Genomic DNA, 24721 nt, shown 5'->3' on the forward strand with positions numbered 1-24721 from the left:
ATCGCGATCAGGGCCAGCACGATCGCCATCGCGTCGGTGAGCATGTGGCCGGCATCGGAGATCAGCGCCAGCGACTGGGCGATCACGCCGATCACCACTTCGACGGCCATGAAGCCGACGATCAGAGCGAGCGCGCCGCTCAGATAGCGCCGGTCGGCCTGCGCATCGACAGCATGTCCGTGGCCGTGCCCATGGCCGTGGTTCCGTCCGGCCCCTTGGTCCTGGTGCCTGTGTTGATCGGACATGCGCTGAGCTCCTTGGATGACGGTGAATGACGTGTGATGACCAGGTCATGCGGGCCGAGCAGCCGACAGGCCGGCTCTTCGGGGCGATGGACGGCGGGATGCGGATGCGTGGCAGGCATCCTGCGCAGTTGCCGACGAGGAAGACCTCCGCCATCCACGACATCTGCTCAAGTGTTCATGTATGAACATCATTTCCACCGAGGCGCTCCGCGTCAACACTTCCCACAGCCTTTCCTTCTACATATGAACATTCAGTCAGATGTTTAAACTCGACGTAATGAGTCAACTACTCTGTGTAGAGGTGCACGGGAAGGGCAGCGCATGAGAACCGTCCACAACTCCGCACTGGTGACGGCCGCGACGACCGGATGGCCGGCACTTTCGTGCCTGCAGGCCGACGCCACCCCCGTATCAACCCTGCGGCCCCCGGCTATGTCGCTCACAAAACCCGTGGTCGGCAGCCTCCGGAACGGCGCCGGTGATCGCGCGATCGCCGGCGGCCGGGTGCGCCTCACCACGACCGCCGGAGCGCACGGCTGGGCCTGGAACGGTTACCTGCGCCGGAGCGCCACCACTGGCGCGACCACGACCAGGTGACGGCGCCGGATGAGCCTCTCACCCCATCCCCGGCGGCGTCCGCCGACCGGGGACGGCACCCTCGACGCGCCGCTTCCACGGCACCCGCCCCTGGCACGTGGGCGGTGCCGTGCCCTCGTGGCCGCGTTCACCGCGGTCATGCAGATCGTCACGACGGCGGTCCCGGCTGATGCCGCCCGGGCGGCGGGGCAGTGCCGTGCGCCCGGCGTGATCGCCCACCGCGGCTATCCCCCTTCCGGGTCGGAGAACACCCTCACGTCGCTACGGCAGGCGCTGGCGGCCCATGCCCGTCAGGTGGAGATAGACATACGCTTCACCAGGGATCACCAACCCGTCCTCATGCACGACGCCACGCTGGATCGCACCACGAACGGCAGCGGTCTGGTGGCCACCTCGTCCATGGCGCGGCTGCGCACGCTGCGTGGTGCCGACGGCCTCGCGCCACCTGCCTTGGCGCAGGTGCTGGACGCGCTGCGCGGCCGCGTCGACCTGGTGCTGATCGAGCTGAAGAGCGTCCCGGACGACGCCGACGCTCGCACTCTCACCGCCGTCTATCACCGCTATCGCGCCTATGACTGGACCGCGCTGACCTCGTTCCTGCCCACCGCGCTGAGCCGCGTCTCCTTCCTGCCAGTCGCCCAAGGGCTGCTGGCCGGCACGACACCGCCCCCTGCCCAGGCCGAGCACTACGACTTCGTCTCCGTCCGATACGACCAGCTGTCTCGCTCGTGGGTGGACAGCTACCACGCCGCCGGGGTGCACGTTTACGCCTGGACTCCCAACACCCCCACCGCCTGGCGGCGCCTGGCCGACTACGGCGTCGACCGCATCATCACCGACCGCAGCCTCAGCTATTCGAGCTGGGCGGTCGCCCTGTGCAACCGCTGATACGCCTCGATGACCGCACAGCATCACGAGGACGAAGAAGCCTGCGCCACCGATCCCGTTCGCCGGCCGGGGCCGACCACTGCCACGACGCTCACGGCACCGAATCGCATCGGCCTTCGTCCGCACGCCTGACTGCCGGCGGCCGGTTGTCGCTGCCGGGCCACCCGCTGTCCCTACGACGGCCCGTCCGACCGACAGGACCGCCTCCGGTCGGCCGGGGCTTGCCTGCTACCGCAGCTCGCCTCCGAGCGTCGACGGTGAAAGGTTTGGTGACACTCACCGGCTACGACCTGGCCGAAGTGGATGCCTTCCTGCCCCGCGTGGACACCATGCCCAGCCTGCTCCAGCTGTCAGCCGTGAAGGCCGCGGCGCGCAGCGCGCGGACTACAGGACGCCCAACATGCACCTCGCCATCGTGCCAGAGCCCGCAGGAGCCGTCATGCGATGCAACACAGCAGGAGAGTGCGCCCCCTGACGCGGCGTGGAGTTCGCCCTTCACACACCGCGACGCGGCGGTCAACGGCCCGGGATTCACAAGAACAGGAAGCCGATCGCCGCGGCCGCGATGACAGTTCCCAGAACCAGCGCCATAGCGATCTCCCGGGAACTCGCCCGCTTCTCGCGTCTGATCCACGCCAGGTAACAGACGGTCGCCGGGACGGAGACCACGGCGGCGGTGACCGCGCCGGGCGAGTACTCACCCAGGACGGCCCAGGTGCCCATGTGGAAGAGCGCGTTGACGGCGAACTGCCACTGGAAGGCGGTGGCCAGCACAACCCAACCGCCGTGGCGACCCTGACGCATGGCGAGCCAGGAACACACCAGCACCAGCAGCATGAGAGGGATGTGGTAGGCGGCGAACATGCTCGTGGTTTCCGGGCCGAAGTGGCGCGTGGCCCAGGCGGCGAAGCCAGGGAGCTCTTCCACGGTGTGCAGAACGTAGACGCCGAACGGCATGAGGAAGGGCAGCACACCAGCTACCGGCTGAGGCCGGTCCCTCTCGGTGACGTCGGACAAGGTCATGGAAATACCTCCAGGGGGTTTCTTGGACGGGCGGCGGCTAGAATACGAGGAATTCCTCGGCTTTTGTACTCGCATCTGGAGGCGGCTCGATGCCCCCTGCCCGCTCGCCGTATCGCCCCAGGAAAACGCCCCGACAGCAGCGCGCCTGGCAGACTCGTCAACGCATCGAGGAGGCAGCGGCTCGCGTTTTCGCCCGCCATGGTTACGCCTCCGGGACGACCGACCGGATCGCGGAAGAGGCCGGACTCTCCGTCGGATCGCTGTACCAGTACTTCCCGAACAAAGATGCGATCTTGGTAGTGCTTGCACAGGCGCATCTGGAGCAAATGACCGAAACGGTGCACGATGTGCTGACCGAGCAGCGCCCTCTGGCAGAGTGGCTTCCTGAGCTGACCCGGGCACTGGTGCGTATTCATGCCGCCGACCCGCGCCTGCATCAGGTGCTGTTCGAGCAGGCGCCGAGGCCGCCAGAGCTGCTGGCCCGGTTCCGCCAGGCCGAGGACGAGGCGGTGGCCTCAGTCGAGAGGCTGCTGCGCGCCGATCCCGATCTGACACCGACGGATCCCGGGTGTCAGGCTCGCTTCGTCGTGGCCACGATCGAGTCGCTCATCCACCGGTTCGTGGGGCGAGTGCCGGACTTCGACGCGGCGGATCTCGAGCGGGAGATCGTCACGATCGTGACGCGGTACTTGTTCTGATTGCCTGTCGACGGACGGCATGAGGACGGTAGCCTTCTACCTGGAGTAGAACACGGCAGGAGGGCCACGGTGCAGCTCGGCAACCTGGAGCGATCGGTCATGGAAGCTCTGTGGGAGCATCCGGACGGCATGTTCGCCCACGTCCTCGCAGCCGACCTTCCGTCCCAGCCCGCCACCACGACGGTGCTGACCGTCCTGATGCGGCTGTCGAACAAGGGCATGGTCTCCCGCGAACGCATCGGGCGAGCGCACCTCTACAAGGCCACCGCGGACAAGGACGCCTTCGTCGCCGAGGCCATGCGCGCCGCCCTGGACGAGGCCGGTGACGTCGCGGCGGCCGTGCAGCGCTTCGTCGGCACGGTGACGCCGGAGGTGGCCAGCGCCTTGCGCGAGGCGCTGGGCGAGCGGGACGGATCCGCGCCGTGATCGCCTGGCTGATCGCGGCCGGAATCGCCCTGCTGCCGCTGGCGCTGGGCGACCAGGCCGCGCGCAGGCTGGCCGGGGCGGCCTGGACGCACCGCTGCCCCCGCGCGGCGCTGGCGCTGTGGCAGGCGATCGGAGTCGCCGCCGGTCTGGGCGCGGTCGGTCTCGGGCTGGTGGCCGCCGTCGCACCGCTGGCCGCGGTCTTCCCGCACGGGGCGCACACCCTGGCGCGCCAGATCGTCAGCGGCCACGGCCTCGACGGGCTCGGGCCGGTGCAACTGCTGGCTCTGACCTGGTCGGCGGGCCTGATGAGCTGGCTGCTCATCCACACCGTACGCACCACCACCAAGACGATCCGCGAACGCCGCCGCCAGCGCCTGCTGGTCGACGTGGTGGCCGACCACTCCCCGGCCCACGACGTCTACGTGCTGCCGGTGGCGGAACACGTCGCCTACTGCGTGCCCGGTAGGCATCGGCGCATCGTCCTCAGCCAGGGCACCCTGGACGCGCTGACCGCCCAGGAGCTCCAGACGGTTCTCGAGCACGAGCGCGCACACGCCCGAGGCCACCACGACCTGGCGCTGCTCCCCTTTGTCGCGCTGGAGCACGCGTTCCCGTGGCTGGCCTGCGCCCGGACCGCACGGCAGACGGTGGCCGTACTGCTGGAGATGATCGCCGACGATCACGCCAGCCGGGCGCACGGCGAGTTGCCGCTGGCCCGCGCGCTCGTCCGCATGGCGACCTGCGGGCCCGGCCCCGGCCTGGCCTCGTTCGGCCTGGCGGACGCGGGCGTCGTCGAACGGCTGCAGCGGCTGCTCAGCGAGCGCCGTCAGTCTCATTGGGTGCCTGCGGCGGCTTACTCGGCAGCCGGGCTGCTGCTCAGCGGGCCGGTGGCCGTGCTGATCGCTCCCGTGGTGTGCATCACCGTGTAGAGCGCCCCAACTCGCGCGCATGGCTTGAGCCGGGGCTTCTCCGACCGAGCTCGTTCCTGCCCACGAGCCTGATGCGGTCGATGCGCGGCGCGAGGCGGACTCCTCGGTGGTTCAGTCGCCGTGCAGGCCGTCCGGGTCGCAGTAGTCGATCCGGTCGGTCGGCCTGAAGGAGGAGACGATGATCTCGCGCTTGAACGGGCCGCCCTTCGGCACGTCCTCGGCCGACACCTCCAGCGTGAACTGCTGCATCGCACGCAGTGCGCGGCCGCCCACGACGACCGGACGGCGCACCAGATAGATCGCGGACCAGGGGCAACAGTAGTAGCTGCCGAACGGTTTCCCCTGGGCGTCGGTGGCGAAGGTGATTGCGCCGTTCTCCCGGGCGGCGTCGATCTCGGCCTGGATGCGCAGGGTGAGGGCGGGGGCAGGGTCGTATTCCCACATCTCCTTGATCGCCTGGCGTGCCCGCGGATCGGCCTGCCAGAAGCTCCGCTTCTGCGGGTCGGTCAGGCACCAGGGGTCGAAATCGCGGACGTCGGCGACTTTCAGGTTGGCGGGCGGGACGACCTGCCGTACGCCGGGGCCCCTGTAGCCGCCGATCAGCCCGGGCATCGCGATGAGCTGGCCGAGGTGGTAGTAGATCTCCAGAGCGCGCTGCAGGCGCTGCTCGATGGCCTCGTGCATGCGCGGCACCGGGTTGGTGTCCAGCAGCCCCTCGGCGTAGTCGGCGGCCGTCGCCGCCTCGGCGGCAAGCTGGCGCAGCCGTTCCAGCGCGTAGCGGTGGTTGTCGGCGTCGGCGACGGTCTGCTCGAAGACGCCGAGCGCGACCTCGGCGTGGCGGCGGATGGCGCGCGAGGCGGCGAGCATGCCGTTCAGGTGCGGCAGCGGGCACGGGCTGGCCTCGGCCCATTCGGGCAGGTCGGCGGGGAGCAGCACCTCTTTCTCCACGAGGTAGCGGGAGTTGCCCGCGGCCTGGCGCGCCCGTGACACCCAGCCCTCCACCTGAGCGAAGCAGGCGTCGACCTGCAGAGCGGTGACCTGCGGCACGTAGCCGACGGTGCTCGGATCGGCGGCGTAGTCCGCGTCGAGCAGGTGCTCCCCGATGGCCTGCAGGACGAACGCGTTCCAGGTGCACAGCAGCTGCCCGGCGGCGGCCTGGGGGCCGTGCCACAGGTTCACTCCTTCGACGGCCAACCGGGCGCGCAGCGCCTCGGCCCGCTCGAGTTCGGTGTAGACGAGCCCGCCCGCCCGGCGATAGGCCTCGAGCTCGTCAGCCCGGACCTCCCCCTTGAACGCCGCCGCCATCCGCGTCATGAACGACATGCATGCCTCCCCGTTGTTCCCCGTCCGTCGAAGCGTATGGGCGGGCATGATCCCCCAACCGGTACATTTCGATCACGACTTGCGAACATCGCGCCGAACGTCAATGACCTCCTTGGACCTACTGGCCGGACATCGGCCGGGTCCAGTTCGGCTTGGCGGCGCTGCCGAGGGGTGTCAGTACGCGCCCAGGATGTCGATGACGAAGACCAGAGTGTCGTCGTCCTTGATCCCCGCCGCCTCCGGGCCCTTCTTGCCGTACCCGTCCTTAGGCGGGATGACCAGCAGCACCCGGCTGCCGACCTTCTTACCCGTCAGCCCTTCGAGGATGCCGGGAATCGTGCCGGTCAGTGATGACAGCGGCGCCACCTCTCCTCTGTTCCAGGAGGAGTCGAAGACCTTGCCGTCGCGCCAGATCTGCCCCTGATAATGGGTGACCAGCATCTGATCGGCGCGGATCGCCGGGCCCTCTCCCTCGATCAGGGTCTCCGCCCGCAGTCCGGCAGGCGGATCCGTCGCCGGGATCGCCACCGCCGGAGCCCCACCCGCCGGCCCTGCCGTGACCTGAGGAAGAGCCGGGTCGGCCGGGCGCGCGCGGCCACGCGCGGAGGCGGTCTTCGGATACGTGGCGAGCAGGTCGACGACGTAGATGAGCGTGTCCGTGCCGGTCACCCCGGTCTCCGCGTTGCCGTCGGCGCCGTAGCCGTCCTTGGGGGGAATCGACATCACCACGCGGCTGCCGACCGTCCTGCCGAGAAGGCTCTTGTTCAGGCCGGGGATGAGCTCTCCGATCCGCATCACCGCCGGTTTGCCGCGGTCATGGCTGTTGTCGAGCTCCCGGTGAGAGGTACCGGTCCAGGCGTAACTCGCGAACTGGACGACGGCCAGGTCTCCCTGGGCCACGGCCACGCCCCTGCCCGCGATCACGGTCCCGGCCTTGAGCTCCTCGCCCGGCTGTCCTCCCTCGGCGAAGGTCACCTGCGGCTGCTCGCCGAAAGCCCCGGTGACCGTCAAAGGGTCCTTTCCCGGGAGCAGGTAGAGCGTGATCCCCGCGACGATCGCCAGAAGGACCGCATGTGACTTGAGCGAGCTGCCCCATCAGGCCTGTTCCCCTCCTGCGGTTCGCCGATCATCAAGAGCTACGCGTCGTCGCCGCCGGTGGTTCAAGTACGAAGGAATCGTCCCCTGAGCACCGGATTGCCCCATAGACTCCCCCATACTTCTACGGAGCATAGAAGAAACTGGAAGGGGAGCAGGCGTGACGGCTGGATGGCTGAGGGTCGCATATGGCACGGCCTCGTTCCTCACTGTCGCCACACTCGTCATGCTCCCGGCGCACGCGGAGCCCAAGCCCACCGCCGAGCAACTGCGCAAGCAGCTGAGCCGGCTCCAGAAGGACTTCGATCGCGCCGCCGCCGACTACAACGCCAACCTGGCCGCCCTGGCCACCGCCCAGCGCGCGGAGAAGGAGGCCGCGACCCGGCTGAAGACCGCACAAAGCGACTATGACGCCACCCGCGAGCAGCTCGCCGAACTGGTGGCGCTCGCCTACCAGAGTCCACAGGTGAGCCAGAGCGTCCCGATGGGCGCCCAGGAACCGCACGCGGCCCTGCATGCGGCCGCTGTCCTGCAGGTGCAGGTGCAGAACCAGCAGGCGATCATCAGCCGGTACGCCACCGCCCGCGACGCTCGCCGACGCGCCGAGGAGGCCGCCACCGCGAGAACGCGTGAGCTGCGCGATCGTGGAACCCGGCTGCGCGCGGAACGGCAGAAGGCCGACAAGCTCATCGCCCAGATCACCGACCGGATCGACCGCCTCATGGTCGCGCCGGGAGTGCGCAGGTCCGACGGCAGCTGGGCGCCGGAGCTGCCGTCGGGCGCCGACAACATCACCCCTCGCACCCGGATGGTGCGGGATCAGGTGAAACGCCGGTTCACGCTGCCCAGCATCGGGTGTTTCCGCTCGCTTCAGGACGGTGGCGAGCATCCGCAGGGACGCGCCTGCGACTTCATGATCACGCGAGGCGGCACGTGGCCCTCCCCCGCCCAGTCGGCCCAGGGCGACGCCCTGGCGGCGTGGGCGATCAAGAACGCCTCCCGCCTGGGCATCAAGTACGTGATCTACAAGCGGCGCATCTGGCAGGGCTCCAGCTGGAGAAGCATGTCCGACCGCGGCGGCATCACCGCCAACCACCAGGACCACGTGCACATCTCGATGCAGTAGCGAACTCTTACAACCTCTGTATTCGCCATGCGATAGTTCTACTTGACGTAGAAGTTTGCAGGTGCGGCGCGGAGTCGCGCCCTCGGCCTCCGGCTGAACAGTCCCTGCCTCAAGGAGTACTCGTTTGACCGCGCGCATATCCCGGCTGCTCCTCGCCGCGACGGCCATCGCCGGGGCCGCCCTGGCCGCCGGCCTGGTGGTGGGCGGCGCCGCCACCACTGTCGAGATCGCCGGACTCCCCGACGCCGGAGCCGTCACGCGCTGGGGACTGCCGGTCGCCAGGCTCGGCGCCGACCTGTCCGCCGTGATGACGGTGGGCCTGCTGCTCATGGCGACCGTCCTGCTCCCCTCCACCAAGGGACTGCTGTCCCCCGAGGCGCGGGGATACTCGCGCATGGCGTCGTGGGCCGCTCTGTCCTGGGCCGGGATGACCGCGCTGACCATGCTGTTCACGCTGTCGGATCTCCTGGCGGTGCCCGCCACAGGGCTGAGCGGCACAGTGATCGTCAGCTTCGTCACCACCATCCCGCAGGGCACCATGCTGCTGCTGGTGCTGATCTTGTCGGGCTGCGTCGCGGGATATGCCAGAGGGGTGGTGAGCGCGCATGGCTCCGCCGGACTGCTCGGCGTCGCGCTGCTGACGCTGCTTCCGCCCGTACTGACCGGCCACTCGGCCAGCTCCCCCAACCACTCGATGGCGATCACCGGGCTGGGGCTGCACCTGGTGGCTCTGGCGTTGTGGGTCGGCGGCCTGGCCGCGGTCACCGTGCACGCCCTGCGCGGCGGGGCCGATCTGGCGCTCGCCACGGGACGGTTCTCCCGCCTGGCGCTGTGGTGCCTGGCAGGGGTGGCGGTCAGCGGCGTGGCCGGCGCCGCGGCCCGCCTCACCGGGATCGGGCAGCTGTTCTCCTCTTCGTACGGGCTGCTCATCCTGGCCAAGGCGGCCACCCTGGTCATCCTCGGAGGAGTCGGATGGCTGCACCGCCGCCACACACTGGCAGCCCTGAGCGCCGGCCGGCCACGAGCCTTCATCCGGCTCGCGGCCGGCGAGGTCGTGGTCATGGCCGCCGCCATCGGGCTGGCGGTGGCCCTGTCGCGGACCTCGCCGCCGCCCGCCGTGCTGCCCGTCGACCTGGTTCGCGACCTGCTGGGATACGCGATGCCGCCGGAGCTCACCACGGCCCGCCTGGCCTCGCTGTGGCGCCTGGACCTCTTCTTCGCCCTGCTGGCCCTCGCCGGCGCCGCCGGATACGCGGCGGGGGTCGTCCGGCTGCGCCGCCGAGGCGACTCCTGGCCTCTGGGACGCTCGATCGCCTGGGCTGTCGGGCTCGTTCTCATCGTCGTTCTCACGCAGAGCGGGATCGCCACGTACGCGCCCGTGCTCTTCAGCATGCACATGATCCAGCACATGGGCCTGGCCATGCTGGCGCCGATCTTCCTGGTCCTGGGCGCCCCGGTGACGCTGGCCCTCAGAGCGCTGAGACCGGCCGCCCGGCGCGGCGACCGCGGCCCACGCGAGTGGATCGTCTCGGCGCTGCACAGCCGCGTCGCCGAGATCGTCTCGCACCCGGCATTCGCGTTGGTCGTCTTCGTCAGCGGCTCGTACGCGCTGTACTACACCTCGCTGTTCGAGACCGCCATGCGCCAGCCGGTCGGCCACATCCTCATGAACACGCACTTCCTGCTGTCCGGCACGCTGTTCTTCTGGGTGATCATCGGAGTGGACCCGGCGCCGCGCCGCCTGCCGTACATCGCCAAGCTCGGCACGCTCATGATGACCATGCCCTTCCACGCGTTCTTCGGCATCTCGATGATGATGATGGGCAAGTCGATCGCCTCGTCCTGGTACGACCAGCTGACCCGCCCCTGGGGAGCGAGCGTGCTGCAGGACCAGAGCGTCGCCGGGGGCATGGCATGGGCGTTCGGCGAGATCCCCACCATGATCGTGGTCATCACCATCGCCGCCCAGTGGGCGCTCAGCGACCACCGCCGATCCAGACGGCTGGACCGCCATGCCGACCGCCGTGGCGAGGCCGAACTGGCCGCCTACAACGACTACCTGGCCGGGCTGAACAGGCGTTCCCAGGAACGGTGAGCCGAAGATGACGACCAACGTGAAGATCGCCCTCGCCATCGGCGCCGTCGTGACCCTGATCGTGATCATGGTGGTAACCGTGATCGCGATGTTCGGCTGAGCCGCAACCGGAAACAGGGGCGTCCCACCCACCCACTGAACTTCACCGACGCGCTGTGCCTGCCGCAGACCCGTACCGTCTTCGAGTGGCTCCTCGAACCGCGCCTGACCTGGCTGTACCGGCGCCCGCCGAAGCGAGCAGCGGCCGGTCTCAAGCACCGGACGGAGTGGCGCCGCGGCCTGTCTGCAGTTCGCCGCCCAAGGTCTTGCGCAACGTCTCCAGAACGGCGGGCGCGGCCGAGACGACCCAGCGGCGTCCGACGAGGTGGGAGCCGCCGTACATCTGCGCGTAGTCCAGCCAGTCCCGCCTGCCCTGCTCCGTTGTGAAGCTGGTGACCACGTAGTTGCCGTCAGCCGTCCTGCACACTCCCTCGCGCAACTCGGCCGCCTTGGTCCGCATGGCGGGCTTGCACCCGACCTTCGCGGCGAGTTCCTCGGCACTCAGGGCGGCCTCCTGATAGAGGCCGGGCGTGGGGCTCGCCACAGCCTCGGGCCGGGCCTCCGAACCGCACCCGGCGACCAGAACGAGCGCGGCCAGAGCGCCGACGACACCTCGCGATGGATCTGACATGGCGAACCCTCCCCCAAGCGATCGATGAGAGGTACGCCCGGCGCCATGCCCGCAGTTCAGTCAGGAGCAAGGATTATCTACACAACAGCGAAGCTTGTTTGGGCATCGGGATGCCCCAGCCCCTTGGGCACCAAATGCACGAAGCGTAGCGAAAAGCCCTTCTCCCGGAGCTTTCCCCACCAAACGGCCATCCGGCATATACAAAGATTAATGTTCATTATTGTTGCGAATCCCCTCTCCGGGTACGTGTCGCAGATAGTGACACGGGGGATCGGATGGCGGCACGACTGTTTCCGCGCTCGATCCGAGCGCGCGTGACCACGCTCGCGATCTTGATAGCAGCGCTGGTCTGCACCGTCACGTCCACCATCATGCTCGCCACCGTGCCGCCCTACCTGCGCGAACTCGTGCATACCAGGGTGGAACTGGCCGTACACAAGGTCGCCGACCAGACCCAGGCCAGCCGCCTTCCGGCGAAGCTGGAAACGCCGTCGCACGTGCATCTCCTGCAGGTCGTCTCCGAGGACGGCAAGGTGCTTGCCGCCTCCCCCGATCCGCACGCGGCCTCGCCCGTGATGACCGTCCAGGCGGACAAGCGCGAGAAGATCCACATCACCGAGCGTCGGCTGCCGCCCGTCCACGGGGAGGACGGGGGTGAGTACCTCGTGGTAGCCAAGCCTGTGCACACGCCGCAGGGTCGTGCCACGGTGTGCGGTGCGGCCTCGCTCGCCGAGGTCAACCGGGCACTGGCGTGGCTTCACGCGCTGGTGTTCCTGGGCACGCCGCTGGCGCTGGTGATCGTCGGCGTGACGACGCGGGCGGTGGTCGGGCTCGCCCTGCGCCCGGTCGAGCGCATCCGCGCGGAGCTGACCGAGATCACCGGCCAGGACCTCAGCAGGCGCGTACCCGTACCCGGCACCAGCGACGAGATCGCCGACCTGGCTGCCGCCACGAACCATACGCTCGACCGCCTCGAACGCTCCGCCGAGTCCCAGCGCCGCTTCGTGGCCGACGCCTCTCACGAGCTGCGCAGCCCCCTCTCAGCCCTTCACACCCAGCTGGAGGTCGCCAGCGCCTACCCGGACGAAACAGACTGGCGGGCCACGGGCACGCAGGCCCTGGCCGCCGCCGACCGCCTCACCGGCATCATCGACGAGCTCATGATGCTGGCCCGGCTGGACGCCCACGCGGTCGTGCAGCGCCGCGTGGTTGACATGTGCCGGGTGGCCCAAGAGCAGGTACGTCGCCGAGAAGGCTCCAGAACCCTCATCGTCATCAACCCATGCCGGCCTGCCCCGGTGTACGGCTCGCCGATCCAGCTCGACCGTATGCTGACGAACCTCCTGGACAACGCCACCCGGCACGCCGCCACCAGGATCGACCTCTCGGTCGAGGTGGCGGACGACAAGGTGATCGTCACCGTGGCGGACGACGGCGACGGCATCCCGCCGCAGGACAGAGAGCGGGTCTTCGAACGCTTCACCCGCCTGGACGACGCACGGGCCAAGGACAAGGAGGGCAGCGGCCTCGGCCTGTCCCTGTCCCGCGAGATCGCCATGGCTCACCGTGGCACCCTCGCCGTCGCCGATCACTGGCCCGGCGCCCGGTTCGTAGCCGTCCTGCCGCTGTACGAGGGAGAGCGGTAGCCTCCCTCGCGCGCCAACGCCGGTCGGCACAATCCATGACAACTTCTACATGATGTCGAACTTGTTGGGTCAGGCTCGCGTACCTCCGAAGGAACCACAAGCGTCAAGTGGAGGTACGCCGACGATGACGAACATCACCATCCTCGTGTTTCCGCCAGGCCAAGGGGGTGAGCACAGCCGCCGCTCACGTGGGCACCGGGCGGCGAGCAGATCGGTGACAACGGCCTCCGGACAGCCGGGAGCCTGAACATGGCCCGAGAAACCGGCATGCCCCGGACCCTGAAGAGGCTGCTCCGCGGTGAGCTGTTCATGCTCGCGGGCTTCGTCGTGGCGGCCGCGGCGACGATCGTGCTGGTCATGCCGCCCTCGATCGATCCCGCCGCCACCGCGGCCACGCAGACGTCATCAGGCCCCCTCACAGCGGCCGACCGTGACCTACTCGTCAAGGTTCGGCAGGCGGGCTTGTGGGAGATGCCCGTAGGCGAGTACGCCGCAACCCGCGCCAAGTCCCAGCGCGTCAAGGAGGTCGGCAGGCAGATCATGAACGAACACGCGAAGCTGGACCTGATGACCCGCCAGACCGCGAAGAAGCTGGGCGTCGCGCTGCCCGACGAACCCAATGCCGACCAGCAGAGCTGGATGGCCCAACTGGCGGCGGAGAGCGGCCCCGCCTTCGACCGGGACTACGCGAACCTGCTGCGCGCCGCCCACGGCAAGGTCTTCAGCACCCTGGCCGCGGTGCGGGCGGGCACCCGTAACTCCGAGATCAGGAAGTTCGCCGGAGAAGGCATGAACTTCGTCATGCGCCACATGACCTACCTGGAATCCACCGGCCTGGTGGACCATGACCAACTGCCGGAACCCCCGGCGCCCTCACCCGCCACGCCCCGCGCTGCGGCGAGATGAGGCGACTGAGCGGCGTCGGCCAGGCCTGCGGCGGGGTCGCTCAGCTGATCTCCCTGCCACAGGACCCGGCCGGCCCGCTGACATCGCATCCGGGGCAGCGTGGCCCCTCGTCAGGGCTGGTGAACGGTCGTGAAGTCCTTGCCTCCGTTCATTGACTCGTAGACCGTGCCGTCCATGCCGGCGGCCAGGAGACGCTCGGCGGATACGGCGGTGAAGGCGACGGCCTGCATGGGCAGGCGCCCGGCCGGCTGCCAGGTCGCTCCCCGGTCGGCGCTGACCTGCACCTGGCCGTCCGGGTCAACGCCGACCAGCCGATCCTTGCCGACCACGTCCAGGAACGACAGCAGCGGGGCTCCCTTCAGCGCTTCGAAGGACCTGCCGGAGTCGCCGCTGACCTGCACGCCGTCGGGCGTCGTGGCGTAGAGGCGATCGGGCGCGTCGGCGCCGGCTGCGAGGTCGAGCAGGTCAAGCCGGGCGGCCGGCTTGAGGTCGGCCCCCTGCCCGCGCCAGATCTGGCCGGTCTGGCTGTCATACCCGTAGGCCGTCTTCCCCGCGACCTGCAGGGCGTGGAAATCGGCCTTGCCCGCCAGCGCCACCTGCTCCCAGGTGAGACCGGAGTCGGTGGAGCGGATCAGCCCGAGGTGCGGCGGCTCGCCGGCGGTGACGTCATCCGCGGCGGGGTGCCCGCTGGCGTAGAAGGTCTTCGGGCCGGCGACCGTGAAACCCATGTGGTCGGCGTCCCGGTCCCCCACCCTGACCAGCTTCCCGTTCTCCAGGGTGAACAGGCCGAAGTGGCCCGCGACGTACGTCTTGCCGGTCGCGGGGTCCACCCCCAGGCCGTGAACGTGCCCGACCCCCACGTCGGAGGGCCGGGCGGAAGGGGTGGCGGCCGGTTCGCCGGCGCCGCACGCCGTCAGGCCGATGGCCAGGGCAAGCGCCAGTCCCAGTTTCTTGATCATCGCGCGTGTCCTTTCAGGCCTGGTAGCCGAGCAGGCTCATCATCCCGGCCTCGGCGTGGTAGACGTTGTGGCAGTGGATCATCCACAGGCCGGGGTTGTCGGCGTCGAAGTCGACGTCGAGGGTCGCGCCCGGGAGCACGATCGCGGTGTCCTTCCTGAGGCCGGTCCGCGCCAGGGCGAAGGTGTGGCCGTGCAGGTGCATGGGGTGCCACATCAGGCTCTGGTTGACGAACGACAGCCTGACCCGCTCCCCCGACCTGATCGGCTCGATGACCTTCGGGTCGTATTTCCTGCCGTTGATGGCCCAGTCGTACTTGGCCATGGTTCCGGTGAGTTTCAGGGTGATCGTCCGGTCTGCGGCCCGCTGCGGCAGCCGTACGTCCTGCGCGGGTTTCAGCTGGTCATAGCCGACGATGCGGCTGTTCAGCTCGTCAGGCCGGGCATCGGCGTGCGGGGTTCTGGCGCTCTTCGCGGTGCGAACCAGGGCACGGGCCAGGCCCCGCTTGCCTTCCGCCAGCGCGACCAGGGGGAAGGCGCCGTCCTTGAGGGTGACCAGCACGTCGTAGCGTTCGCCCATGCCGAGCAGCAGCGCGTCGGTCTCCACCGGCTCCACCGGGAAGCCGTCGGCGTGGGTGACGGTCAGCCGGTGGCCGCCCAGCGCCACCCGGAACGCGGTGTCGCCGCCCGCGTTGATCAACCTGATGCGCACCCGGGCACCCGGCTTGGCGGTGAACGTCTCCGGAGCGGCGGCCACCCGCCCGTTGATCAGGAAATGCGGGTAGTAGACGTCGCCGGCGTCTCCGCCGAGCAGGTCGCTCTCGGCGTTCATCATCATGTGCGGCCACTTCGCCGACACGGTCGGCGTGGGCGTGGGCGTGGGCGTGGGCATGGCCATGCCGCCGTGGCCGTCGTGTCCGCCGCCACCGGGTGTCATGCCCGCCATCGCGGTCAGCTCCGCCAGCACGTCGTCGGGGGTGCCGGTCACGCCGTCCATCCAGTCATCCAGGACGACGACCCATTCCTTGTCGTAGCCGAGCGGCTCGGCCGGGTCCTCGACGATCAGCGGCGCGTAAAGGCCGCGGTCGAGCTGCGTGCCATGGTGCGGATGGAACCAGTAGGTCCCCGGATGGGCGGCGGTGAACTCGTAGAGGTGCTCGCCGCCGGACGGAACGGGCTGTTGGGTCACGCCCGGCACGCCGTCGGCGTCGTTGCGCAACGCCAGGCCGTGCCAGTGCACGGTCGTCTCCTTCGGCAGCCGGTTGACGAGCCTGGCCCGGACCACCTCCCCCTTGGCGACGCGGATCACCTGGCCGGGCAGGCGATCGCCGTACAGCCAGGTCCGCACGGTCGGCCCGCCGAGGTCGGCTCGCCCCTCATGGGCGAGGAGCCGAAACTCCCGTACGGAGCCAGGGCGCCGGGCGGCTTCGGCGGCCCGCACCTGCGCCCCACCAGGTTGGACAAAAGCGGTGCTCTCGCTCGACGAGCACGCTGACAACACGGCTCCTCCCACGGCGGCCAGGCCGGCACGCAGGAAGAACCGTCGATCGATGGATGTCATGAATCGCTCACGGTTCGAAACGGACGGGGATCCTTGACGCCGGGCTCAGCCTGGCCCGGAGGACTCCTATGTCCGCAGAACCGCTACGCGTCGGAGAGAAAGCGCGTACGGCAGCGGCGACCCGCGCACCGCGGGCAGTTCCCTCGGGCGATGCGTGCCCGAGGCGCCGATGGCATTCGGCCGGCCGAGGCCGAACAGGGCCAGCACGAACACGACGACCACCGCGGCCAGCGCGGCCAGGCACAACACGACAGGACCGTGATCGGCGCCGACGGACGACGCGTGGGCTGCGCTCATGCCAGGATGATCGTCACCCGACGCGGAGGCGCAGGCGCCGGCCGCGGTATGGGAGGCCGCGCAGAAGTGCCCGGTGGCGTAACTGAGCCCGACGCCCAGCAGCACGGCGGCCACGAGCACGAGTTTCGGCAGCACCGCGGCGAGCGCGTTTCTCCCGCTCATGACGCATCCCACCGGACAGACACGGCCCCACCTTACCGCCGCAGGGCATCGCCCCATTTCTGGCCTCGGGGGAAGACGCCGGCGACGGCGTCGGCTTGCCCGGATCCGACACCCGCGCGGCGGCCACCACCCGGCGCGCCGCGTTCACGGTGACGTGCGGGCCTGTCAGGTGGTGATGAAGATGAGCGGGGCGAGTAGCACCCCGAGCGGACCGCTGAGCAGCAGCATGGCCGTGGCGTAGGCGGTGGCGGGCACCCATGGGGTGTGCTCGCGCTGCGTCAGCAGGCGCTGGAGGCGTTCGGCGGTGCCCAGGTCGGTCAGGGCGAAGGTGGCGGGTTGTGGGCCGTCGTCGTGGCTGGCCATCCGGACAAGGGCACGGGCCAGCGGCAGCTCGCCGTGGGCCTGGCGGGCGTGGTCGTCGGCGATCATCTCCAGGAGTACGGCCACCGCGCGGCAGGCGGTGTGCGCGGCGGACAGACGGGGGAAGGCGTGGGTGAGGGCGAGGAAGGGCAGCAGTGCCAGGTCGTGGTGGCCACGGGCGTGGGCGTGCTCATGGCGCAGGACGGCCTGCAGCTCGCTGGTGCTGAGCAGGTCCAGGGTGCCCTGGCTTACGACGATGCGCCGGTGTCTGCCTGGCACGCAGTAGGCGACCTTCTTGCTGCTGGGCAGGACGTAGACGTCATGGTCGGGGTGATGGTCGGCGACGATGTCGATCAGCAGCCGTTGGCGGCGCCGCTCGTGTGCGGTGCGGGTGGTGGCGTGGATGGTGTGCGCCAGCAGCCAGGTCAGCAGGGCCGTCGACAGCAGCAGGGCGAGCAGTTGCGGTGGGCCGAGGCCGTCGAGGCCGTGGCCGGTGACGAGGTGGCGGGCCAGGGTGTGCACGCCGTGGGGGAAGACTGCGGCCAGAGGGGCGACCGCGGCCACCAGCCCGAGGCCGATCGCGCCCAGTCCGGCCGCCAGTCCGGCCGCCTGCCAGAGCACGAGTGCGGCGCGGGGAAAGCGATGTGTCCAGGGTGCGCCGGCCAGCGCGCGGGCGGCCCGGTCGCCCAGCGCCACCGGCAGAAGCGCGATCCCAGGGGGAACCAGCCAGGCGATCATGTCGTGGACCCGTCGCGTTCACCGAGAGCTTCGAGCAAGGCTGCCGCCACCTGCGGGGTGACGGTGCCGACGAAGCGTTGCACGGCCGCCTCCAGGTCGCCGGCCTCGTTGAGGGCGGCATGCATGGCCTCGGCGACGAAGGCGTCCTTGGTGGCGGTGGCCTTGTAGAGGTGGGCGCGGCCGATGCGCTCGCGGGCGACCATGCCTTTGTGCGACAGGCGTACCAGGACGGTCAGCACGGTCGTGGTGGCCGGCTGGGTCGGCAGCATGGCCGCCAGGTGGTTGGCGAAGACGCCCTCGGGATGCTCCCACAGGGCTTGCATGATCGATCGCTCCAGAGTGCCGAGTTGCATCATCACTCTCCTGCCGCATCGTGGTGTGTGAGCTGAAGTGGACGGGCGCTGGTCGTAAGGCCGGGCTGCCGTGCTGCCCACCTCACCGGTGCTGCGACTCCGGCTCGTCGCTCAGCGCGCTGAGCAGGAGATGGCGCTGGCGCAGGGTGAGGTCGCCGATGGCGGTACCGGTGCCGATCCTGGCCTGGCGCAGTGTCTGGGTGATCTGCTCGGGGCTGTGCTCGGGCAGGGCGCGCAGCAGGGTGGCGGCATCGGCGCTGATGGTGGCCGGATCGCGGCGGGCGAGCAGTTGTTCGAGGCTGAGTTGCCCGCCGGAGATGGCGGCGCGTAGCTGGGTCGTCGTCATCTGCCGGATCGGTGCGGTGGGCGGGCTGGGTGCACGGGGGACGGGGGCGGCGACCATCGGCTGGGACGGCTGGGGCAACCCGCCGGCGAGCACGGTTTGCGTGGTGATCAGCAGGCCGCCGACGCCCGCCACGACGGTGGCGGCGATGACGAGGTGCCGCCGGGACAGGCGTCGGCTGTCGCGGGCGATGGTGAGCCCGATGACCGCGGTGCGCAGCAGCACACCGGTGACCATGCCGAGCAGGATCGGCACGCTCTGGGCGGGCAGGGGCGCCACGGTGGCCAGGACGACACCGGCGGCCGGGGCCAGGCAGGACAGGGCCAGCCAGGGGACCGCCGGTTTGCGGGCGAGGTCGAGCAGGGCGGTCAGGGCCAGCCCTTCGCTGGCCGAGTGGATCACCAGGGCGGCCACCACGACGGCGGAGGAGACCAGCGCCAGGGTGGCGCCCTCGATCATGCGGTGCAGGGACAGCGCGGCGGCGGTGCCGACCCCGCCGTAGACCGCGGCGCTGACCGCTTCCTTGACCCGGCGGTGCAGGCCCGGCGCGTGACGTCCGCCGGCAGCGGCGCCGGCCTCGTGGCTGTGGCCGCAGCCTTTGCGGGTGAAGAAGGTGATGACGGCGAACCCGAACAGCCCGGCCAGGCCCACCACCCAGATCGGCACGCCGGTGGCGTCGGCTTCCTGCCAGGCGTCGGGCAGCAGGTCGACCAGGGCGGTGATGAGCATCAGAGCCGAGGCGATGGCCAGCCAGATGCTGATCTTCGCGCTGTTGCGGCGGGCCAGGTGGGCGCCGGCCAGGGTGGACAGCGCGACCAGGACGACGGCGACCCACGTGGTCCAGGCCGGCAGGGCGGCGTCCAGGGGGTCTTTCGGGCCCAGGTCGTACAGGGCCAGGGTGTGCAGGGGCGCCGGTCCCCCGGGCGGCACGAACATGGCACGGCCTTTCCTGCGAAGTACGGGCATTGCGGCGATCGCACGGTGCCGCGGCGGCACCGGTACATCAAGATCGAGTGGGACGGCCTCCGCCCGGAACGTCTGTCAGGGGCCGAGGAGGCTGTCGGCGGTGCTGGGCGGTGCCATGGCCGCCCGCGCGGGTGAGGCTTCGTGCACGCCGTGGCCGGGCGTGGTGAGATCTTCCAGTACGGTACGCAGCTCGTCGAGCCGGCCCTGCAGGGTGTGCTCCAGGTGCCTGCTCTGGTCGGTGACGGCGAGCGTGAGCCGGTCGATCTGTTCGTCGATGGCCTGGCGGGCGGCCTGGGTCAGCGTGTCGGCGGCCGCCGCGGCCTCGCGCTGCCTCTGCTCGGCTTCGGTATGGGCGGCGGCGATGATCTGGCGGGCATCGCGCTGGGCGGCCGTGATGGTTTTCTCGGCACTTCGGTGCGCCGCGGCCAGCACCTCCGCCCCGGCGGACGCATCCGGCGGGGCGACGGCGTTGGCGGCCAGGCGCTCGCGCAGCTGGGCGTTGTCTCCCCAGAGCAGGCTGAGGGTGGTCTCCACACGGGACAGGAACGCATCCACTTCGGCCAGGTCGTAGCCGCCGCGCAACCGCACCACGGTGAAGACCTGGTGGTGCACCGCGGCGGCGGTCAGCACGGCGAACTGGCCGGGCATGACCGCCTGAAGCGATGGCGAGGTGGCGTCGAGGTCTGCGTGGCTGTGCGGAAGGTGCGGACCGTGGTCGTGTTCGTCGTGCTCGGCATGCATGGTGACTGTGAAACCTTTCGCCGTCGGCTCGTGGCCATGACTCGACAGGGCGGCGGGAGTGGTCCTGGCAACGCCGCCCAAGGACGCCTGCGCCAGGACCACGGATCAGCCGCGGGGTGTGACCCGCCAGGCGGCAGGCCGGCATCACCGGCTAGTGCGAGGCGGCGTCGTGCTCGTCATGGCAATGCCCCGGGCCGCGGTCCAGGCCTTGGCCCTGCTCAGCCGCGTGGACATCGACGTCGGCGCACTCGGCGGCACAGTCGTCGGCGCCGTGCGTGGCGTCCTCGGTGCAGGCGGCGTCGTCATGGTGGTGGTGCGGGTGGACGTGTGGTTCGGTCATCGTCGTTCCTCTCGCGACAGGCGTCTTCAGGGCGCTTTGGGGGCAGGTGGGATCAACAGGCCGGAGGCGGTGCCGGCCGAGCACGGGGCGCGAGGTGAGGGCAATGGCTCCCGGGTTGTGCCGCCCTGGATGCGGGCCCCGTGCCGGTGGTTGAAGCGCTACTTGGTGGAGCGCCGGCTGACGGTGGTGCTCTTGCGCAGGTAGCCGTTCCAGGCCCAGCCGTGTACCCCGGCGGGGGTGGTGACCCGCAGCCAGCCGCGCTTGCCGGCGCATGTCCCGGCGATGGCGCGGTCGCCGGCCTTCAGCGCGGCGATCGGGCGATAGCGGAGCCCGGCGCCGGAGCGGACGTTGAGGTGGCTGATGCGGCGCACCCCGGTCACGCTGTAGCGGCAGGCTCCTGCGGAGGTGCCCAGCCTGGCTGCGCCGCCGGCGCCCGTGGGCAGTTTGCGCAGGTGATGCCCTGATGCCCAGCCGCGGATCCCGGCCGGGGTCGTGACGTGCAGCCAGCCGCCCTTACCGGCGCAGGATCCGGCGACGGCACGATCACCGGAGCGGAGCTGCCCGAGGACGCGCGCCTTCCGCCGGGGTGCGGAGCGGACGGTGATCGATTCGCCGGGCGCCAGATGGTTGAGCTCGTAGCGACACGATCCGGCCGTGACCGGCGGGGTGAGACGGGGGGAGGCGGCCTGGGCCGGCAGCCCGGTCAGCGCCAGGCATCCAGCGGTTACGGCCATCATCGCGGTGGCGGTGGCGGTGTGGACACTTCTCATTGTGTGAGCCCTTCCTGTGCGCGTGGCTGTACGGGGTTGCGGGAACCTGGTACAGCACAGGCCGGACCCTGACCGTCCAGCCTGCAACTTCTACGCAATGTAGTTGACTCATTACAGCGTGTTTAAACATCTGATCAGATATTCATGAGTAGAAATCCCGTCGGCGCGATCCCCCACGGGCCTTGACCTGGCGCGCCACGACAGGGAGCATCTGTATATATGAACATCCCATCAGGTGTTGATGCCGAACGTCTCGAGGCGATCCGCTGCGTCCTGCCCTCATCGACGAATCGCGCAGGATGCGGGGCACCTGCTGGCACTACTGGCCGATTCCGGGCGGATCCGGTTGCCGACGGCGCTCACCGCAGCCGGTGAGCTGTGCGTGCGAGACCTGGCCCCCGTCGTCGGGCGCAACCTCCTGCAACTGCCCATCGCCCACGTCACCCACCCCCCAAGGAGCTCCGCAGATGTCTGAACATCACGAGCACGACCAGCCACACGACCACGGCAACGGTCATGGGCACGGGCATGGGCACGGGGTCAGCGCGGATGCCGATCGCCGGTATCTGGGCGGCGCGCTGGCATTGATCGTCGGCTTCATGGCCGTCGAGGTCGTGATCGGCGTGATCGCCCAGTCGCTGGCGCTGATCTCCGATGCCGGCCACATGCTCACCGACGCGATGGCGATCGTGCTGGCCCTGATCGCGATGCGCATCGCGGCCCGCCCACCGCGCGGCGGCTTCACCTACGGGCTGAAACGCGCCGAGATCATCTCAGCCCAGGTCAACGGCATCACCCTGCTCCTGCTCGCGGCCTACTTCACCTACGAGGGCATCCGCCGTCTGATCGAGCCACCCCAGGTCGAGGGCTTGTTCGTGGTGTTCACCGGACTGGCCGGCATCGTCGTCAACGTGGCCGCCACCTGGCTCCTGTCCAAGGCCAACCGCTCCAGCCTCAACGTCGAAGGCGCCTTCCAGCACATCCTCAACGACCTGTACGCCTTCATCGCCACCACCCTGGCCGGCCTCGTCGTCTGGCTCACCGACTGGACCCGCGCCGACGCCATCGCCGCCCTGATCGTCGCCGCCCTCATGCTCAAAGCCGGATGGGGCCTGGTCCGCGACGCCGGACGCGTCTTCATGGAAGCCGCCCCGGCCGACATCAACCCCACCCAGATCGGCCGCCAGATCGCCGCCCTCGACACCATCGTCGAAGTACACGACCTCCACATCTGGGAGGTCACCTCCGGATACGCCGCCCTCTCGGCACACATCCTGGTCACCCCCGGCGCCGACTGCCACGCCGCACGCCTGGCCGTCGAAGAACTCCTCCGCCACAGCCACGGCATCGAACACACCACCCTGCAGGTCGACCACGCCACACCCGACAGCCACGCCTTCGACGACAACGGCACCCCACGCCCCCTCGAACCGCACTGCGCCGACCCCCACGGCCCCACCCACCACTCCCAGCCACGCGACGAGATGACCGTCAGCGACAACCACGCCGACCACTGAACCGCCGGCCCGTAGCCGCCGCGCCCCGGTTCGCGAGGCGCGGCGATGACGGTGCGGTTCAGACGGTCGTGAGGATCCGGACCGGTTCGGTGCCCTCTTCGTTGTGGCGTTCCGCCCATGTGGTCAGGGCGGTACGGCACGCATGGTCGAGATGGCGCAGCCCGCCGAGGTCCAGTTCGATGGGGCGGTCTTTCGGCAGCGCTTCCAGCGTGTCGAGCATCTTCGGCAGGCGCAGGAAGGTCGCGTTGCCGCTGATCGCCACCCGGATCGGCCCGTGGTCGCAGTGGCTCGTCTCGCCCGCGGCCACGGCGGTCGCGGGGGCGTACGGATCATCCGCGGACGGCACCCCGTGGGAGAGCAGCAGGATGGCGAGAAGGGTCATGGCCAGCGCCACCAGCGCGCTCGAGGCGGGCCTCGTCACCGCCGTGTTCCCCCGATCACCCCTGGTTCCCAGACGATCACGCGATATTCGTCGTGACATAAAGCGGATGGAAAGCTGACCGATAGTAGTCACGTCGCCCTGCGCGACATAAGCCAACAAAACGGACGCTCTTGACACGGCATCCAGGCAACGCCCTATCTTGATTATATGAACGAATCTTCAGATGAGCGCATGTTGAAGATGGACGGCTGTGCTGTCAAGGTGGTCGACGCAGACAGGGTGTCCGCCGTCTGCGAGCGGATGCCGGCCGCCGAGGACCTCAATGACACCGCGGACATCTTCGGGCTGCTGTCGGATCCGAACCGGTTGAGGCTGCTGGTGGCGCTGCTGGACGGCGAGTTGTGCGTGTGCGATCTGGCCGCGGTGACCGGCCAGAGCGAGTCGGCCGTCTCCCACGCGTTGCGGTTGTTGCGCGCCCACCGCATCGTCGCCGCCCGCCGTTCCGGCCGGATGGCCTACTACCGGCTGGAAGACCCACACGTACGGATGCTGCTCGACCTGGCGCTCGCCCACACCGAGCACACCGAAGCCATCCACCCCGAACGCGACGGGAACACCTGATGGGCGCCGGACACGGACACGGGCACGCGGGAAGCCGGCACCGCTGGCGCCTGGCGGTCTCCTTCGCACTCATCGGCTCCTTCTTCGTCGTCGAACTCGCCTACGGCCTGATCTCCGGCTCGCTGGCACTGATGTCCGACGCCGGGCACATGGCCGCCGACGTCGTCACCCTCGGCGCGGCCCTGGTCGCCACCAGGATCGCCACCCGGCCGGACACCACAGGCCGCCACAGCTATGGCTCGTACCGGGCCGAGGTGTTCGCGTCCCTGCTGGCCGTCGTGCTGATGCTCGGGGTCGCCTTCTACGTGGTCGCCGAAGCCGCCGGCCGGATCGGCGGGCCCGCCGAAGTCTCCTCCGGCCCGATGCTCGTCGTCGGCGCCATCGGCCTGGTCGTCAACCTCATCGCCCTGCTCCTGCTGCGCTCAGGCGCCAGCGAGAGCCTCAACGTCAAGGGCGCCTACCTGGAGGTCGTCGCCGACACGGCCGGATCCGTCGGCGTCATCGTCGCGGGCGGGCTCGTCTCCGCCACCGGCCAGACGTTCTGGGACACCGTCGTCGCCCTGGCCATCGGCGTCTTCGTCGCCGTACGCGCCATCTCGCTCGGCCGCCAGGTCTTCGCCGTGCTCGGCCAGCACGTACCCGAAGGCATGGACGCCACCGCCGTCGCGCAGGACCTGGCCGCCATCGACGGTGTACGCGACGTCCACGACCTGCACCTGTGGACCCTCACCTCCGGCATGAACGTCGCCACCGCCCACCTCGTCACCGCCGACCAGAACGGCAACCACGCCGTCCTGGACCAGGCCCGTGACGTGCTGCTGCGCCGCCATGGCGTCGCCCACGCCACCCTCCAGGTCGAGCCCGCCAACCACACCGGCTGCGACGAACTCGGCTGGTAACCGACCACCGAGGCTCTGTCTCACCTGGATCATCGGCTTAACCGCCTC

At 69.8% G+C, this 24721-nt stretch carries 26 protein-coding genes and 1 pseudogene; 12 read left to right on the top strand and 15 right to left on the bottom strand.

Translation table 11 applies throughout. The annotated features are described in order from the left end of the window. A pseudogene (locus ACWDX9_RS32160) lies at positions 1 to 245 on the bottom strand (hypothetical protein); the annotation flags it as partial. Positions 246 to 695: 450 nt separating this feature from the next. Here ACWDX9_RS32160 and ACWDX9_RS32165 point away from each other — a divergent pair. Next, on the top strand, positions 696 to 842 hold the full coding sequence (locus tag ACWDX9_RS32165) for a hypothetical protein (protein WP_449960442.1): 147 nt from the start codon (positions 696 to 698) through the stop codon (positions 840 to 842). A 117-nt stretch (positions 843 to 959) separates the two neighbouring features. Then, complete coding sequence (locus tag ACWDX9_RS32170) at positions 960 to 1730, top strand: glycerophosphodiester phosphodiesterase (RefSeq protein ID WP_449960445.1); 771 nt, start codon at positions 960 to 962, stop codon at positions 1728 to 1730. Positions 1731 to 2261: 531 nt separating this feature from the next. Here ACWDX9_RS32170 and ACWDX9_RS32175 read toward each other — a convergent pair. Next, positions 2262 to 2753, bottom strand: coding sequence for an HXXEE domain-containing protein (locus tag ACWDX9_RS32175; RefSeq protein WP_449960447.1), 492 nt, complete (start codon positions 2751 to 2753; stop codon positions 2262 to 2264). 89 nt (positions 2754 to 2842) lie between these two features. Between ACWDX9_RS32175 and ACWDX9_RS32180 the strand changes: the two genes are divergently transcribed. From ACWDX9_RS32180 to ACWDX9_RS32190, 3 genes are all read left to right on the top strand, one after another. After that, positions 2843 to 3451 carry a TetR/AcrR family transcriptional regulator gene (locus ACWDX9_RS32180; RefSeq protein WP_449960449.1) on the top strand — a complete coding sequence of 203 codons (609 nt, stop codon included), beginning with the start codon at positions 2843 to 2845 and terminating at the stop codon, positions 3449 to 3451. A gap of 69 nt (positions 3452 to 3520) precedes the next feature. Then, positions 3521 to 3877, top strand: coding sequence for a BlaI/MecI/CopY family transcriptional regulator (locus ACWDX9_RS32185; RefSeq protein ID WP_364267063.1), 357 nt, complete (start codon positions 3521 to 3523; stop codon positions 3875 to 3877). Continuing rightward, a complete protein-coding gene (locus ACWDX9_RS32190) occupies positions 3874 to 4806 on the top strand; it encodes a M56 family metallopeptidase (protein WP_449960451.1) in 933 nt (310 codons plus the stop codon). Before ACWDX9_RS32185 ends, ACWDX9_RS32190 begins: the two co-directional genes overlap by 4 nt. 111 nt (positions 4807 to 4917) lie before the next feature. Here ACWDX9_RS32190 and ACWDX9_RS32195 read toward each other — a convergent pair whose 3' ends face one another. Further along, the gene (locus ACWDX9_RS32195; RefSeq protein ID WP_449960454.1) at positions 4918 to 6129 is read right to left on the bottom strand and encodes a hypothetical protein; all 1212 of its coding nucleotides are present in this window, start codon (positions 6127 to 6129) and stop codon (positions 4918 to 4920) included. 174 nt (positions 6130 to 6303) lie between these two features. Continuing rightward, complete coding sequence (locus tag ACWDX9_RS32200) at positions 6304 to 7140, bottom strand: FKBP-type peptidyl-prolyl cis-trans isomerase (protein ID WP_449960457.1); 837 nt, start codon at positions 7138 to 7140, stop codon at positions 6304 to 6306. A gap of 244 nt (positions 7141 to 7384) precedes the next feature. Here ACWDX9_RS32200 and ACWDX9_RS32205 point away from each other — a divergent pair, with 244 nt between their 5' ends. Next, entirely contained in the window at positions 7385 to 8350 is a 966-nt protein-coding gene (locus ACWDX9_RS32205) for a coiled-coil domain-containing protein (protein WP_449960460.1), read from the top strand. A gap of 124 nt (positions 8351 to 8474) precedes the next feature. After that, a complete protein-coding gene (locus ACWDX9_RS32210; RefSeq protein WP_449960463.1) occupies positions 8475 to 10445 on the top strand; it encodes a cytochrome c oxidase assembly protein in 1971 nt (656 codons plus the stop codon). Positions 10446 to 10695: 250 nt separating this feature from the next. Here ACWDX9_RS32210 and ACWDX9_RS32215 read toward each other — a convergent pair whose 3' ends face one another. Beyond that, complete coding sequence (locus ACWDX9_RS32215) at positions 10696 to 11115, bottom strand: hypothetical protein (protein WP_449960465.1); 420 nt, start codon at positions 11113 to 11115, stop codon at positions 10696 to 10698. A gap of 314 nt (positions 11116 to 11429) precedes the next feature. On the opposite strand from ACWDX9_RS32215, the gene ACWDX9_RS32220 reads away from it, so the two are divergent. Both ACWDX9_RS32220 and ACWDX9_RS32225 read left to right on the top strand, forming a co-directional pair. Then, positions 11430 to 12761: a sensor histidine kinase gene (locus tag ACWDX9_RS32220; protein ID WP_449960468.1), complete on the top strand. Its 1332-nt coding sequence runs from the start codon at positions 11430 to 11432 to the stop codon at positions 12759 to 12761. A 267-nt stretch (positions 12762 to 13028) separates the two neighbouring features. Beyond that, positions 13029 to 13667, top strand: a complete 639-nt coding sequence (locus ACWDX9_RS32225) for a DUF4142 domain-containing protein (protein ID WP_449960470.1) — start codon at positions 13029 to 13031, stop codon at positions 13665 to 13667. A 110-nt stretch (positions 13668 to 13777) separates the two neighbouring features. Here ACWDX9_RS32225 and ACWDX9_RS32230 read toward each other — a convergent pair whose 3' ends face one another. The 9 genes from ACWDX9_RS32230 to ACWDX9_RS32270 form a co-directional block, all read right to left on the bottom strand. Further along, positions 13778 to 14626 (bottom strand): F510_1955 family glycosylhydrolase, encoded by an 849-nt coding sequence (locus ACWDX9_RS32230; RefSeq protein WP_449960473.1) that lies wholly within the window; start codon positions 14624 to 14626, stop codon positions 13778 to 13780. A 13-nt stretch (positions 14627 to 14639) separates the two neighbouring features. Next, entirely contained in the window at positions 14640 to 16184 is a 1545-nt protein-coding gene (locus tag ACWDX9_RS32235) for a multicopper oxidase family protein (RefSeq protein ID WP_449960476.1), read from the bottom strand. Between the two features lie 66 nt (positions 16185 to 16250). After that, complete coding sequence (locus ACWDX9_RS32240; protein ID WP_449960479.1) at positions 16251 to 16643, bottom strand: hypothetical protein; 393 nt, start codon at positions 16641 to 16643, stop codon at positions 16251 to 16253. A gap of 165 nt (positions 16644 to 16808) precedes the next feature. Continuing rightward, positions 16809 to 17741, bottom strand: coding sequence for a M56 family metallopeptidase (locus tag ACWDX9_RS32245; RefSeq protein WP_449960481.1), 933 nt, complete (start codon positions 17739 to 17741; stop codon positions 16809 to 16811). Next, positions 17738 to 18097 carry a BlaI/MecI/CopY family transcriptional regulator gene (locus tag ACWDX9_RS32250; RefSeq protein WP_449960483.1) on the bottom strand — a complete coding sequence of 120 codons (360 nt, stop codon included), beginning with the start codon at positions 18095 to 18097 and terminating at the stop codon, positions 17738 to 17740. Before ACWDX9_RS32250 ends, ACWDX9_RS32245 begins: the two co-directional genes overlap by 4 nt. 79 nt (positions 18098 to 18176) lie before the next feature. Beyond that, a complete protein-coding gene (locus tag ACWDX9_RS32255; protein ID WP_449960486.1) occupies positions 18177 to 19403 on the bottom strand; it encodes a hypothetical protein in 1227 nt (408 codons plus the stop codon). A gap of 75 nt (positions 19404 to 19478) precedes the next feature. Then, the gene (locus tag ACWDX9_RS32260; RefSeq protein WP_449960489.1) at positions 19479 to 20144 is read right to left on the bottom strand and encodes a DivIVA domain-containing protein; all 666 of its coding nucleotides are present in this window, start codon (positions 20142 to 20144) and stop codon (positions 19479 to 19481) included. Between the two features lie 151 nt (positions 20145 to 20295). Further along, entirely contained in the window at positions 20296 to 20484 is a 189-nt protein-coding gene (locus ACWDX9_RS32265; protein ID WP_449960492.1) for a hypothetical protein, read from the bottom strand. A 158-nt stretch (positions 20485 to 20642) separates the two neighbouring features. Then, positions 20643 to 21254: an SH3 domain-containing protein gene (locus ACWDX9_RS32270; protein WP_449960495.1), complete on the bottom strand. Its 612-nt coding sequence runs from the start codon at positions 21252 to 21254 to the stop codon at positions 20643 to 20645. Positions 21255 to 21721: 467 nt separating this feature from the next. Here ACWDX9_RS32270 and ACWDX9_RS32275 point away from each other — a divergent pair, with 467 nt between their 5' ends. After that, on the top strand, positions 21722 to 22771 hold the full coding sequence (locus ACWDX9_RS32275) for a cation diffusion facilitator family transporter (protein ID WP_449960498.1): 1050 nt from the start codon (positions 21722 to 21724) through the stop codon (positions 22769 to 22771). A 58-nt stretch (positions 22772 to 22829) separates the two neighbouring features. On the opposite strand, the gene ACWDX9_RS32280 is transcribed toward ACWDX9_RS32275, so the two are convergent. Next, positions 22830 to 23192, bottom strand: a complete 363-nt coding sequence (locus ACWDX9_RS32280) for a hypothetical protein (RefSeq protein ID WP_449960500.1) — start codon at positions 23190 to 23192, stop codon at positions 22830 to 22832. Between the two features lie 168 nt (positions 23193 to 23360). Here ACWDX9_RS32280 and ACWDX9_RS32285 point away from each other — a divergent pair, with 168 nt between their 5' ends. After that, positions 23361 to 23774, top strand: coding sequence for an ArsR/SmtB family transcription factor (locus tag ACWDX9_RS32285; protein WP_449960503.1), 414 nt, complete (start codon positions 23361 to 23363; stop codon positions 23772 to 23774). Next, positions 23774 to 24673 carry a cation diffusion facilitator family transporter gene (locus tag ACWDX9_RS32290; protein WP_449960506.1) on the top strand — a complete coding sequence of 300 codons (900 nt, stop codon included), beginning with the start codon at positions 23774 to 23776 and terminating at the stop codon, positions 24671 to 24673. The genes ACWDX9_RS32285 and ACWDX9_RS32290 overlap by 1 nt, the downstream gene beginning before the upstream one ends. The last annotated feature ends 48 nt before the right edge of the window (positions 24674 to 24721 follow it).

This window comes from Nonomuraea sp. NPDC003201, assembly GCF_053590415.1.

Coding starts and splice junctions, on each gene's coding strand:
- ACWDX9_RS32235 (WP_449960476.1), bottom strand. CDS start 16,184: ATGACATCCATCGATCGACGGTTCTTCCTGCGTGCCGGCCTGGCCGCC.
- ACWDX9_RS32265 (WP_449960492.1), bottom strand. CDS start 20,484: ATGACCGAACCACACGTCCACCCGCACCACCACCATGACGACGCCGCC.
- ACWDX9_RS32225 (WP_449960470.1), top strand. CDS start 13,029: ATGCCCCGGACCCTGAAGAGGCTGCTCCGCGGTGAGCTGTTCATGCTC.
- ACWDX9_RS32285 (WP_449960503.1), top strand. CDS start 23,361: ATGAACGAATCTTCAGATGAGCGCATGTTGAAGATGGACGGCTGTGCT.
- ACWDX9_RS32255 (WP_449960486.1), bottom strand. CDS start 19,403: ATGCCCGTACTTCGCAGGAAAGGCCGTGCCATGTTCGTGCCGCCCGGG.
- ACWDX9_RS32215 (WP_449960465.1), bottom strand. CDS start 11,115: ATGTCAGATCCATCGCGAGGTGTCGTCGGCGCTCTGGCCGCGCTCGTT.
- ACWDX9_RS32230 (WP_449960473.1), bottom strand. CDS start 14,626: ATGATCAAGAAACTGGGACTGGCGCTTGCCCTGGCCATCGGCCTGACG.
- ACWDX9_RS32260 (WP_449960489.1), bottom strand. CDS start 20,144: ATGCATGCCGAGCACGACGAACACGACCACGGTCCGCACCTTCCGCAC.
- ACWDX9_RS32240 (WP_449960479.1), bottom strand. CDS start 16,643: ATGAGCGGGAGAAACGCGCTCGCCGCGGTGCTGCCGAAACTCGTGCTC.
- ACWDX9_RS32270 (WP_449960495.1), bottom strand. CDS start 21,254: ATGAGAAGTGTCCACACCGCCACCGCCACCGCGATGATGGCCGTAACC.
- ACWDX9_RS32245 (WP_449960481.1), bottom strand. CDS start 17,741: ATGATCGCCTGGCTGGTTCCCCCTGGGATCGCGCTTCTGCCGGTGGCG.
- ACWDX9_RS32180 (WP_449960449.1), top strand. CDS start 2,843: ATGCCCCCTGCCCGCTCGCCGTATCGCCCCAGGAAAACGCCCCGACAG.
- ACWDX9_RS32195 (WP_449960454.1), bottom strand. CDS start 6,129: ATGTCGTTCATGACGCGGATGGCGGCGGCGTTCAAGGGGGAGGTCCGG.
- ACWDX9_RS32275 (WP_449960498.1), top strand. CDS start 21,722: ATGTCTGAACATCACGAGCACGACCAGCCACACGACCACGGCAACGGT.
- ACWDX9_RS32175 (WP_449960447.1), bottom strand. CDS start 2,753: ATGACCTTGTCCGACGTCACCGAGAGGGACCGGCCTCAGCCGGTAGCT.
- ACWDX9_RS32290 (WP_449960506.1), top strand. CDS start 23,774: ATGGGCGCCGGACACGGACACGGGCACGCGGGAAGCCGGCACCGCTGG.
- ACWDX9_RS32250 (WP_449960483.1), bottom strand. CDS start 18,097: ATGATGCAACTCGGCACTCTGGAGCGATCGATCATGCAAGCCCTGTGG.